This is a genomic window from Tolypothrix tenuis PCC 7101, assembly GCF_963874875.1.
GTDB lineage: Bacteria > Cyanobacteriota > Cyanobacteriia > Cyanobacteriales > Nostocaceae > Aulosira > Aulosira tenue.
In genome coordinates, this window is the sequence record NZ_CAWNJS010000001.1 from 3,284,968 (window position 1) to 3,297,354 (window position 12,387).

At 41.0% G+C, this 12,387-nt stretch carries 11 protein-coding genes; 10 read left to right on the forward strand and 1 reads right to left on the reverse strand.

Annotation, left to right across the window (positions count from 1 at the left end; genetic code table 11):
- Positions 1-196 precede the first annotated feature (196 nt).
- Entirely contained in the window at positions 197-721 is a 525-nt protein-coding gene (locus tag AACU25_RS13385; RefSeq protein ID WP_199347417.1) for a DUF937 domain-containing protein, read from the forward strand.
- A gap of 216 nt (positions 722-937) precedes the next feature.
- Here AACU25_RS13385 and AACU25_RS13390 read toward each other — a convergent pair whose 3' ends face one another.
- A complete protein-coding gene (locus AACU25_RS13390) occupies positions 938-1,468 on the reverse strand; it encodes a pentapeptide repeat-containing protein (protein WP_096576375.1) in 531 nt (176 codons plus the stop codon).
- A 599-nt stretch (positions 1,469-2,067) separates the two neighbouring features.
- Here AACU25_RS13390 and AACU25_RS13395 point away from each other — a divergent pair.
- From AACU25_RS13395 to AACU25_RS13435, 9 genes are all read left to right on the forward strand, one after another.
- The gene (locus tag AACU25_RS13395; protein WP_096583724.1) at positions 2,068-3,309 is read left to right on the forward strand and encodes a hypothetical protein; all 1,242 of its coding nucleotides are present in this window, start codon (positions 2,068-2,070) and stop codon (positions 3,307-3,309) included.
- A 232-nt stretch (positions 3,310-3,541) separates the two neighbouring features.
- Entirely contained in the window at positions 3,542-4,252 is a 711-nt protein-coding gene (locus AACU25_RS13400) for a PspA/IM30 family protein (protein WP_096576377.1), read from the forward strand.
- A 163-nt stretch (positions 4,253-4,415) separates the two neighbouring features.
- A complete protein-coding gene (locus tag AACU25_RS13405; RefSeq protein WP_096576379.1) occupies positions 4,416-5,204 on the forward strand; it encodes a PspA/IM30 family protein in 789 nt (262 codons plus the stop codon).
- Positions 5,205-5,502: 298 nt separating this feature from the next.
- On the forward strand, positions 5,503-5,838 hold the full coding sequence (locus AACU25_RS13410; protein WP_045874617.1) for a thioredoxin family protein: 336 nt from the start codon (positions 5,503-5,505) through the stop codon (positions 5,836-5,838).
- 690 nt (positions 5,839-6,528) lie between these two features.
- On the forward strand, positions 6,529-7,722 hold the full coding sequence (locus tag AACU25_RS13415) for an LL-diaminopimelate aminotransferase (protein ID WP_096583726.1): 1,194 nt from the start codon (positions 6,529-6,531) through the stop codon (positions 7,720-7,722).
- 724 nt (positions 7,723-8,446) lie between these two features.
- Positions 8,447-8,860, forward strand: coding sequence for a response regulator (locus AACU25_RS13420; protein ID WP_096576383.1), 414 nt, complete (start codon positions 8,447-8,449; stop codon positions 8,858-8,860).
- A gap of 160 nt (positions 8,861-9,020) precedes the next feature.
- Complete coding sequence (uvrC, locus tag AACU25_RS13425) at positions 9,021-10,889, forward strand: excinuclease ABC subunit UvrC (RefSeq protein ID WP_096576385.1); 1,869 nt, start codon at positions 9,021-9,023, stop codon at positions 10,887-10,889.
- Positions 10,890-11,703: 814 nt separating this feature from the next.
- A complete protein-coding gene (locus AACU25_RS13430; RefSeq protein WP_096576387.1) occupies positions 11,704-11,883 on the forward strand; it encodes a replication restart DNA helicase PriA in 180 nt (59 codons plus the stop codon).
- A 259-nt stretch (positions 11,884-12,142) separates the two neighbouring features.
- The gene (locus AACU25_RS13435; protein ID WP_096576389.1) at positions 12,143-12,331 is read left to right on the forward strand and encodes a hypothetical protein; all 189 of its coding nucleotides are present in this window, start codon (positions 12,143-12,145) and stop codon (positions 12,329-12,331) included.
- The last annotated feature ends 56 nt before the right edge of the window (positions 12,332-12,387 follow it).

Genomic DNA, 12,387 nt, shown 5'->3' on the forward strand with positions numbered 1-12,387 from the left:
CAGTATTAGCCACTTACACAAACACTATTGTATTTATTTTGACTACCGCTATGGGGTAGCAGTTGCAGCCCACACTTGGGAACTAGCATCTGATGTCTCTGCTGTTTTCTTCTAAGATGCTTGTAGGGATGATGCATCTATAAAAGATGTGCCATCAACCACTGATTTTGAGACTAAACATAAGGAGAAAAAACTTATGGGACTTTTTGATCAAATTCTTGGTGCTGTTGCCAATCCTAATCAGCAAGGCAGTTTGGGACAATTGGGAAGTATTATTAGCACTGTAGATCAATTGAGTAATAGCACTGGTGCAGATGCTTCTACAATTCAATCGCTGTTGTCGGTTGTAGGTGGTCAAGTGCGATCGGCTTTACAAGAAAAGCAAGCTACAGAAGGTAATGAAGCTGTACAATCTGTAGTCAATGAATTTGCAGGGACTTCGCCTAATTCCGCAGCAGTTAATTCCATATTTTCTCCTGCGTTACAGCAACAAGTGGCGGAATTTGCGGCTCAACGCACGGGCTTGGATGCTGGGATGATTCAACAATTGCTACCCCAAATTGTGCCTGTGGTGCTGAACTTCTTGCAATCTGGAGCAAATACTCAAGGTTCCCAAGCTGGGGGAAATTCAGTACTTAGCAGCTTCTTAGATTCCGATAATGATGGCGATGTCGATATTTCTGACGCTATCCAAATGGCTAGTCGTTATATGGGCAGATAAATCAAAAATTAATTTTTGATTTTTAATTAAAATCTGTTTGTCACAACAGCGGTGAATAAGGAAGACAAGGGAGAATTATGGCAGAACCTCCCTTGTCTCCCTGAATTGTCTTTGTTGTGGGGATTGGAGATAAGAAAGATGAGGAAAATAAACAATTCAAAATTTTTCCTTGTTCCCTTTTACCAATTACCAATTACCAATTACCAAATGACAAATTCAACCATTCCCATCCAAAATTGTCCCTTCTAAATTAGCTTGCTCTAAATTTGCACCGTTTAAGTTGGCTTGGTTTAAGTCTGCTTGGGCAAGATTCGCCTGGGTGAGGTCGGCTACGGTTAAATCTGCGCCACTTAAATCGGCTTTATCTAGATTTGCAGCTACCAACGTTGCTTCGTGTAACTCCGCCTCACTCAGGTTAGCTTCAATTAGCTTGGCAACAGTTAAATCAGCCTGAGTCAAATTAGCACCATCTAAAACAGCCCCATCTAAAATAGCACCATCTAAAATAGCACCAGTGAGATTACTCCCAGTCAGGTCAGCATCACTCAAATTTGCACCGTTGAGATCTGCCTCAATCAGGCTAGTTTGACTTAAATTTGCATGGCTGAGATTCGCACCATCTAAAATTGCTCTATCTAAAATTGCTCCACTGAGATTGGCTTCTCTCAAATTGGCTTCGCTGAGGTTGACAGCAGTAAAATCTCTTGCGCCTGCGGCATAGTTAGAAAGAAGTTCTTCTGCTTTCATCATGATCCTCCGCTAGTTACTACTGCTGTTTGAGCGATGACAATCTGTTAGCAATGCTGGGTAACAGATAATTTCAAAATTATTTGTAATTCGTAATTATTTGTTCAGACGATAGTTAAACTATGTTATCTATTAATAATTTTTTTAGTTACCGCCTAAAGTTGTTATTTGATTTCACTCTTAGGATGGTTATGGCACCTGGCGAATTAAGGCTTTGTGGTAGAGAAGACGTTAAGTGTAGCGATCACGTCTTTTTTAGATAAGCTCATTACCATTCAAGTTAAAAGGTTAAAGGTTTTTTATTTCCCTTTTACCATTCTCCTTTTTCTTCTTAACCAACAAGTATTGGCTGTTGTCCCCCATAGCAAACAGATCTAGGTCAGTTACATAAGCCATGATTGAGTTTGTTTCTCGAGTCTATACTAGAACAATTCATTCAGGATGCTGAAAAAATGAGCCAGTCCATTGCAAGACTTCCCTGTGTTGTGACGGCTAGTGTACCACTGTCACAACGTGTTTACAGTTGTCCTAATTATGATTGATCAATTGACCGTGATGGCAAAACGGCAATTCAATTATCAAAATTTATGGAGCAGGCCATGAGTCAAAATTTACCAATAGATTCCCGTACTCAATCATCTAAACCACCTGGGCTGAAGCCGCCACTAGCTTCGGCATTAGCAAGTTTAGAAGTCCAGTTAGATCAAGAATTAGCCCGGTATAGACGCACACGTGATACCTCGAGATTAGCCAATCCTCGTGTAGTTAGTTATATTGGCAGTTCACCCCAAGCGATCGCACAAGCAATTCTCGAACAATCTCAGTCAGCAGATATTAAATCACCCACACCACCTGCACCTGTAACTCCAGATCCTGTGTTAGAAGCAGTTACGGATACAGTCAAGTTTGAGGAACTAGATCATCTCCAGTTATCCTCAACCCCAGAGGAGGCGACAACGCTCACTCCACCACCGCCACCAGTTCCGCCAATTCCAGCCAGCAGCATAGTACGTACAGAACAACTTGATGAGGATGATACTGTTCTACAGTCAGATGATCCACCAAGCGAGCCTGATAACTATTTAGAATCTAGTGAAGCGCTGTTACGTAGTGTCACCGACGAAGAATCACCAGCGAAACGCCCAAGTACAGCCAATGACGGTATACTTTCACCTTTAGGTATAGGTTCAATGCTGCTGTTATTAGTAGCAAGTTTGACTTTAGGCTATGTGGTATTTAATCCCAAAAGCTTGACACAGTTAAAGCTAAGTAACGTTTTTAATGGTAAATCTTCAGCACCTGCGGAAAATACAGCCAACGTAGAAACTAATATCCAAGCACCGCCGGAAACATTACTCACACCTATACCCAAGTATCCTAATCTAGCAGCCAAAGAGTTTCCGGAAGTTAAAGATCCTAATGATATTGTCGGCTTAACACCCAAAGGTAAAGCAAATCCCGCACCTTTACCTAACCAGATCCCAGCACAGCCAATACAACCCCCCGCAGGCTTATCTGCACCACAACCAGCAAATCCCACAGCAGCAGCGCCAGTACAAACGGTAGAACCTGCGGCTCCCATCAATTCGCCTGCACCATCACCAAACGCCGCCCCCTTCCAGCTAAATCCACAGACCAAACCTTCAGCAGATGGGTTTTATCACGTAGTCACCGATAATCAAAATGAAAGGTCTTTTGCTGCAGCCAGACAGGTAATTCCTGATGCTTATTTATCAAAGGATAACAAGCTGATTTTTCTAGGTGCTTTTAAAACTCAAAAAGAAGTACAAAAACATCTAGAACTATTACAAAAACGCGGAATTCAAGCCAGAGTGGAATAGCTATAAGTGGCGAAAATCTAGGCGATAATGAAGTAAATATCAATTAATTTAGCTTCTGCCCAGTACAGCATGATGGAAAGAAAAATACCATACCCTACCTGGCAAACAAGCTGGAGAGCAAACAGGGAACTCAGTGACAACATCATCCCAAAGCCTAAGCATAAAGTTTTTTGACTTTATAAATTCGCCAAAGGAGTTGGGTTGACTGGCACAAAATGAATGGAGAGCCGATATGGAAGTGATGAAGCGTATCCTACGGGTGTTTCGCGCTAACCTTAATAGTTTAATCGGCAGTACGGAAGATCCAGAGAAGGTTCTGGAACAAACCGTCTTGGAGATGCAAGAAAACTTGATGCAACTACGGCGAGGAGTAGCACAAGCGATCGCCATCCAAAAACGTACCGAACGACAAGCTGCTGCGGCTGATTCTACAGCCGAAGAATGGTATCGTCGCGCGCAACTGGCTCTACAACAAGGTAACGAACCTCTCGCCAAAGAAGCTCTGACTAAACGCCGAGTTTACCAAGAAACTGCCAAAACTCTTTCTGAACAAAGGTTAGAGCAAAATACTTTGGTGGATAAACTCAAACAGGATATGCGGACGCTGGAATTGAAAATATCCGAAGCTAAAACCAAAAAGGATATGTTTATTGCCCGCGCCCGTTCTGCTGAAGCATCCGCCAAGTTGCAAGAAATGCTCAACGGAGTTTCCTCAACCAGCAGTCTCAATGCATTTGAGCGTATGGAAGACAAAGTTTTGCAAATAGAAGCCCAATCAGAAGCAATCGCGCAACTGGGTGGCGATGATCTGCAAAAGAAATTTGCTTCATTAGAATCTAGCAATGACATTGATGCTGAACTAGCAGCAATGAAAATGCAGGTTTTTGATGATGCAAATAACACACCATCACAACAACAGCTACCCAAAAGTCAAGATTCTTGATCGTTGGGCAATTACTGAGGCGGGAGTATATCTTAACAATTAAGGGGTGTTGGGAGGTACTGTTCCAGACCGGAAAGATTACATTGGAATAAGTAGCTATTAAACAGTAAAAAGCTTAACTGTCCAACAAATTGCGTAAACAACACAAGGAAAAAACAAAGTTATGGGATTATTTGATCGGATTAAGCGAGTAGTCAGTGCCAATCTCAACGACCTGGTAAATAAAGCAGAAGATCCGGAAAAAATGCTGGAACAAGCCATCCTGGAAATGCAGGAAGACTTAGTACAGCTGCGTCAGGGTGTTGCTCAAACGATCGCGGCACAAAAACGCACTGAAAAACAGTACAATGATGCCCAAAATGAAATTAATAAGTGGCAACGTAATGCCCAACTAGCCCTGCAAAAAGGTGATGAAAATCTAGCACGGCAAGCCCTAGAACGTAAAAAAACTTACACCGAGACTGGTACTGCGCTGAAAGCTAGCTTAGATCAACAAAGTGGGCAAGTTGAAACCCTCAAGCGCAACCTCATCCAGCTAGAAAGCAAAATTTCTGAGGCTAAAACCAAGAAAGAAATGCTCAAAGCCCGGATTACCACCGCCAAAGCCCAAGAACAACTGCAAGGTATGGTGCGGGGTATGAATACCAGCAGTGCAATGGCTGCTTTTGAGCGCATGGAAGAAAAAGTCTTAATGCAAGAAGCTAGGGCGCAGTCAGCAGGAGAATTGGCTGGTGCTGATTTAGAAAGTCAATTTGCACAGTTGGAAGCTGGTAGTGATGTTGACGATGAATTAGCAGCCCTAAAAGCCCAAATGACTTTAGGCCCTGCTAGTTCAGCCAATCAACCCGCACTACCACCTCAAACACCCCAACAACAAAGCACACAGCCGAAATCCAATGAAGTTGTGGATGCTGAGTTGGAGTCTTTACGCAAGCAATTGGATCAGATGTAATATCTTCACCAAACTGATGAAAGCTCATCCCACGCCCTTTGGTTGTGGGATTTTGTGTCTGGGGATTGGGGATTGGGAACTGGGGATTGGGGATTGGGGATTGGGGATTGGGGATTAGGGATTGGGAATTGGCGGAAAGGGAAAAGGGAAAAGGGAAAAGGAAAAAAAGGGAAATTATTATTACCCATGCCCAATGCCCAATGCCCAATGCCCCATGCCCAATTCCCTATATGTCCTCAGTTTGGGATAGAGTATTTTGTGTGCCCATTTTGATAGATGCCACCTCATGGAGACTGCAATGAGTAAGGGTGTAATCACCGTAACTGATGCTGAGTTTGAAACCGAAGTCTTAACAACCGATCTGCCAGTGTTGGTTTACTTTTGGGCTTCTTGGTGCGGGCCTTGTCGGCTCATGTCACCATTAATTAACTTAGCTGCTACTAAATACAGCGATCGCCTAAAAGTTGTCAAAATGGAAATTGACCCCAACCCACTTACTGTAAAGCAGTATCAGGTAGAAGGCGTACCAGCCTTAAGACTCATTAAAGACAACGCACTTTTGGCATCCTCTGAGGGTGTCATTGGGAAAGACAAATTACTCAGCTTTTTAGATGAACATTTAAATAGTAATTAGTGAAGGGAAGGCTGAAGCATGAAGGATAAAATTACCCTACTTATCAATAGTGCATTTTTTTCGCCTACGGCGGCTGGTAACAATTCTCTCTTCATCCTTCATCCTTTATCCTTCCTACTTTCCAAAGTCTCAAGTCCAAATAAATGACAAAGCCCTTTACGGCGGGTGTAAGGGTATTGGGTGCAAAGTATATGCCAGTCTGATGTAAGACGGCAACGGATAGGTTTCCTACTCGAAATTGGGTTTAAAGAAAAGATAACAGGGTAAGAGTTAAAGATGTTTTCTTTACCTCTTTCCTCTTGTCATTTTCTCTTTTATCAACAATTATTGAGTCGGAAGTTAACAGCATCCTTGTTTGAGCCAATCAATTTTATTGAGCGAACTCATCTCAATACTGCTCGGTTAAGGATTTTAAACTCTTAATTTGGTTTGGGAAAAGGTTAAAGGGTAAGGGTTAAAGGTTTTTTCTTGCCCCTTTTCCCCTTCCCTTTTTCCCCTTAACCGACAAGTATTAGGGTTCATCTATACCAAGTCTCCAAAATTCAGTAACAGATTCAAACTCGGAAACCCGTGAGAAATCTGGCTTTCTTAAATTTTGAATTGTGAATTTGGAATTGGTTTTACACCGCCATTGTTTGACCTTTATTTTCTCCGTTTTGAATTTTGAATTACCCTTAGGGGTTGATTATGATTGAATTTGCAAAGCGTTTACAACCCCTGCAATCTAATGTGTTTGCAGATATGGATAGAGCCAAGGCGATCGCTTTGGCTGCTGGTAGAGAGATTATTGACCTGTCGCTAGGTTCTTCGGATTTACCAACGGAAGCTCATGTGATTGAAGCGATCGCGCGATCGCTTCATGACCCGAGTACACATGGTTATTTGCTGTTTCACGCTACTCAAGGCTTTCGTCAAGCGGCTGCTAGTTGGTACGAGCAAAAATTTGGCATTAAGGTCGATCCGGAAACTGAGGTATTACCTTTAATCGGTTCTCAGGAAGGTACAGCCCATTTACCGCTAGCATTGCTCAATCCTGGCGATTTTGCCTTGTTGCTTGACCCTGGCTACCCTTCCCACGCGGGAGGTGTATACTTAGCTAGCGGACAAATCTATCCGATGCCATTACGGGCAGAAAACGATTTTTTACCAGTATTGAGTGATATTCCGGCTGCTGTTTTAGCACAGTCGCGGATGATGGTTTTGAGTTATCCCCACAATCCTACAGCTGCGATCGCGCCTCTATCTTTCTTTAAAGAAGCAGTAGCTTTTTGTCAGCAACATAATATTGTTCTGGTTCACGACTTCCCCTATGTAGATTTGGTGTTTGAGGGGACTGGGGATAGGGGACTGGGAGAAAATTCGGCTTTAGTGCCCTCAATTTTGCAAGCTGACCCCGATAAAAGCATTTCCATTGAATTTTTCACCCTATCTAAGTCTTACAATATGGGTGGCTTTAGAATTGGCTATGCAATTGGTAATGCTGAATTAATTCGCGCTTTACGCCAAGTTAAAGCAGCCGTTGATTTTAATCAATATCGCGGGATTTTGAATGGCGCGATCGCCGCTTTGACTGGGCCGCAAGCGGGAGTGGAAAAAGCTGTTGAGACTTTCCGCAAACGTCGTGATGCTTTTATTAATGCCTTACATCGCATTGATTGGCACGTTCCTACCCCCAAGGCCACAATGTATATTTGGGCAAAACTACCTCCTACTTGGAGCCAAAATTCTCGAGAATTTTGTACTCAACTAGTCGAAAAAACTGGTGTAGCAGCTTCTCCCGGTACTGGCTTTGGTAAATCTGGTGAAGGATATGTGCGCTTTGCTTTAGTGCATGAGCCACCTTTGCTGGAAACTGCTGTTGAGAGAATTGCTGAGTTTCTGTAGGGTTGATGTGAGCTTTGGCTGCTTTGACGAATATTTATAGCATATTAGGGTGCATTCAATATATGTAATGCACCCTAATATTTTTCATAGAATTGCTCAGGTCTTGTTTTGAATTAATTTTGCCGATTAGCTCTGCTTTGAGTGCTTGTTATGGCCTTGAAAATGCAATCTATCTTGTCAACAATCGCATCTAGAGATAAATTGCCCATTCTTCATTACTAAAGAAGATAATTTGATTCCAATTATTTAATATCACAATTATAACTATAAATAGTTTAAAAAAATATTAACTTTTTGTGGAAGTGAGACTATTAAGATAATATTATGAAACATAGATAAACAAAAACTAAATTCGATTTATTAAAATTCCCACTGATTTGCATTCAGCAAATTTCTTATTTGACTGACATTTTCCCTAGACTTTGGCTAGATTCTTGTTGCGTATCTTGTGCAATAATTGATGTCCGAATTTGAAATTTTTGATTTTCCAAAATAGGGAAATTAAAAATTTTCCTAAATACATTTTCAACTCAAAAAGAGCTAAAAATGACAATAGGGTACGGAAAATTATGAGCATGAGAAACTTCAGTTCTAATTCCGTGAATATCTGGTTCTCATTATTTAGTGATTTAGCTGTAAAGTGCTTAAATATTGAAGGAGAGGCTCTCAGATTTCAATTAATCATGCCAAATTGATGGAAATTAATATCAGATTATAGCGAACAATGACGGCACAATTAATATCTTTTAATGAGCGATTACAGTCGCAAGCAATCAGACGAATTCTATTAATTGAAGACAATGATGTTAATAGAATGTTGCTCAGTGACTATCTCAACCACTTTGGCTACGATGTCCAAAGTCTTTCATTAGGCTCGGCTTTATTTACCACTGTCGAAAAATTTCAGCCAGAGTTAATATTACTGGATTTAAAATTACCAGATATTGATGGCTATTCATTGTTAGCCCAAATCAAGCAAAAACCAGAGTTTGCTAAAATCCCAATCATTGTAGTTTCAGCTTTTGCTTTTGAAATCGATCAGCAACGAGCCATAAATTTAGGAGCTTGGCGTTACTTTGTAAAACCTATCAATCTCAAAGCTTTAATGATGACAATCCAAGAAAAACTAGCTTGTTAAGCTACATCAGCTAAAAGTTGAGGGAGAAATACTTCAGGCTAAATGCTAGTTGCGTGTGTAGTTGATATGGGCGGGATAGCAGGTGAGGGAAACAACACAAAAAATTAATATTCTTTAAAATAGAAATAGGTGGATTTATGAAATTACCTAGATCTGTTTCGTGACAAAATCTTCTCCCACACTGGTTAAAGATCCAGAACGCCTAGAAAATCGTCTAGCTGAAATTCCACCAGAACCGGGTGTTTATTTTATGCGGGACGAAAGCGATCGCATTATCTATATAGGCAAATCGCGGAAATTGCGATCGCGTGTCCGTTCTTATTTCCGCGATGGTTACAATAAAAGCGATCGCATTGCCACAATGGTTAAACAGGTGGCAGAAATTGAATTTATCGTCACCGATACCGAAGCAGAAGCTTTGGCGCTGGAAGCTAACTTGATTAAGCAGCACCAGCCGTATTTTAATGTGCTGCTCAAGGATGATAAAAAATATCCTTATGTTTGCATCACCTGGTCAGAAGACTATCCCCGGATTTTTATTACTCGTAAGCGTCAACTAGGGAAAGAAAAAGATAAATTTTACGGGCCATATACAGATGCAGGTTTATTGCGCGAAATCTTACGCATCTCTAAGCGCATCTTTGCCTTGCGCCAACGACCTCAACCATTATTTAAAGACCGTCCTTGCTTGAATTATGATTTAGGACGCTGTCCTGGTGTGTGTCAGCAGTTGATTTCCCCAGAAGAATACCGGAAAACTGTACAAAAGGTAGCAATGGTATTTCAGGGAAGAACTCAAGAACTGATTGATATCTTGATGCAGCAGATGGAGAAAGCCGCAGAAGCGTTGAACTTTGAAGCAGCAGCGCGGATTCGGGATCAAATAGCTGGGTTAAAGTCGCTGACGGCGGATCAAAAAGTTTCCTTACCAGATGATACAGTTTCCCGAGATGCGATCGCCTTGGCAGCTGATGACCAACACGCCTGCATTCAATTATTCCAAATTCGTGCTGGGCAATTAGTCGGACGCTTAGGATTTGTGGCGAATGCACAAGCTGAATTTGGTGCTATTTTACAACGGGTGTTAGAAGAACATTACCAAACTGCTGACTCAGTGGAAATTCCCGCAGAAATTTTAGTTCAGCATGAGTTACCAGATAGTGAGATATTGGCGGATGTTTTAACTGGGAAAAAAGGTAGAAAAGTGACAATTCTTGCGCCCCAGCGCCAAACTAAGGCAGAATTAATCGAAATGGTCGAGCGTAATGCCCAATATGAATTGCAAAGAATGCAAAAATTAGGCGATCGCAATCAGCAAGCAATGCAAGATTTAGCTGCAATTGTGGATTTACCTGATTTACCCCACCGCATCGAAGGTTATGATATCTCTCACATTCAAGGGTCGAATGCAGTTGCTTCCCAGGTAGTATTTATTGATGGCTTACCCGCCAAGCAATACTATCGTCACTACAAAATTAAAAATCCCACAGTCACAGCCGGACATTCAGATGATTTCGCCAGTCTTGCAGAAGTAATTCAGCGTCGCTTTCGCAAGTACATTGAAGATCCACAATTAACGCGTGCGGGTAATCCTGACTGGCCAGATTTAGTGATGATTGATGGCGGTAAAGGTCAATTATCATCTGTTGTCGCCATTTTGCAAGAGATGAATTTATTAGAAGACTTGCGAGTTGTCAGTTTAGCGAAACGGCAAGAGGAGATTTTTCTCCCCGGAGAATCCCAACCGTTAGAAACCGATGCAGAACAACCAGGAGTACAGTTATTGCGGCGCTTAAGGGATGAAGCCCATCGCTTTGCTGTGAGTTTCCATCGCCAACAGCGTAGTGATAAATTAAAGCGATCGCGCCTAGATGAAATTCCCGGTTTGGGACACCATCGCCAAAAAGTGCTATTAGGACATTTTCGTTCTGTTGATTATATTCGGCAAGCCACACCTGCACAACTAGCGGAAGTATCAGGTATTGGGCCACGTTTAGCCCAAGAAATCTACGATTACTTTCATCCCTAAGATATAAGCACTTCTCAGTTAGAAAATAGCCAATTTATAAGGTGCGTTACGGCTTCAGCCTGACGCATCATTTTATATAGCAATGTATGAGGCGTTGTGATCATCTTCAATTTTTGAAATAACTCGATATCTTCTTTCCTGTTCCCCGTTTCCTTTAGACTATTGCTATATATGGCATTCAACCCAGCGCTTCAGCAGACCGAAAGTAACTTTAATATTCCTTAATCGATGCTGTTAAAAATCTTCAGCAGGTAAACAAGAAAATGATGGGTAATTGATAGTTGGGAGAACCCCAATACCGATTACCCATTCCCCATTACCCATTACCAACAACTAGACTAACAGACATCAGCAAGGCTTGGAACCATATAGATTGGAAGTTTTAATTAAATTATTTCCTGACTATTTAATCTTAATTTCAACAGTATAAATCTTAAGCAAAACTTAAAAAAAATCTTTTTGTAATCAAATATACAGTATTTTCCAAGTTTTGACTTTTTGCTATTAATATACTTACTATTTCTGGAGATCACTGTAAATAACGTGATATGAAGGTATTAGTAGCAGGGATCATTCCATCTCTAAATAGTGAGTATGCCAAAAATAAACTTATATATCTAAAGTGAGATGATAACTAAGGAGATAGACTAAGATAATAGATATACGATAGTGCTTGTTTGTACAAATTAAATTTTGTTAAAGTAATTAGCCAAATATATAGGCTTTTTATTAAGTGGTGTGAAACCAGTAAACATGACTGGTTAGGCTGACAGTGTCTTCTAAGGTAATTTAGTTACAATCAAAGGTTTTTAAAATGCAGACTATACAAAACATTTGCTGCCCAAACTGTGGCAGCGCGGCTGAACGTCACTATATTTTTGATAGTCAAATAACTCGCACACAATGCCCAACTTGTGACTATTTAATGATCAGTTGTACTCGCACTGGTAAAGTGATTGAGGCTTATGCCCCTGGTATTCACGCTAAAAGATAATGTCTCTGACAATTCTACAGAACTCAGCAACGATGGATATCTAGCAATCCCACAATGATTCGTAAAATTATCTGTTATGCGGCGTAAGCTTTCGTTAATTTAGAAAGATTTGCTTGCTTACGCCGTGCTTTACTAGGATTATTGTTTTTTGTAACTCTTTAGCGCTGCTAACTGCAATCTAGTTAAAAACTTGTGTAAAGCTGAGGGAGCAGAGTCAAACTCTCTTCTACCCATTATTGCTGAAAAGCTTTTTGCAAGTATGCCTTCCATTACCTACAATCGCACCAACAGTCAGCAGCCGGAAAGAATTATCCTTAAAGATTATGTTGTTCATCCGGGATTACACATTCTCAGCCACGAGCAGATAAGATTGGTGCGTGAGCAAATACTGCAAGATGGCAAGCTGGAATACTTAGTTAGTCAAGGTGTAATTAAATTGAGTGGTTGATACGCACCTGTATCAATACTGCTCGGTTAAGGATTTTCAACTTGGAATTTGGTTTG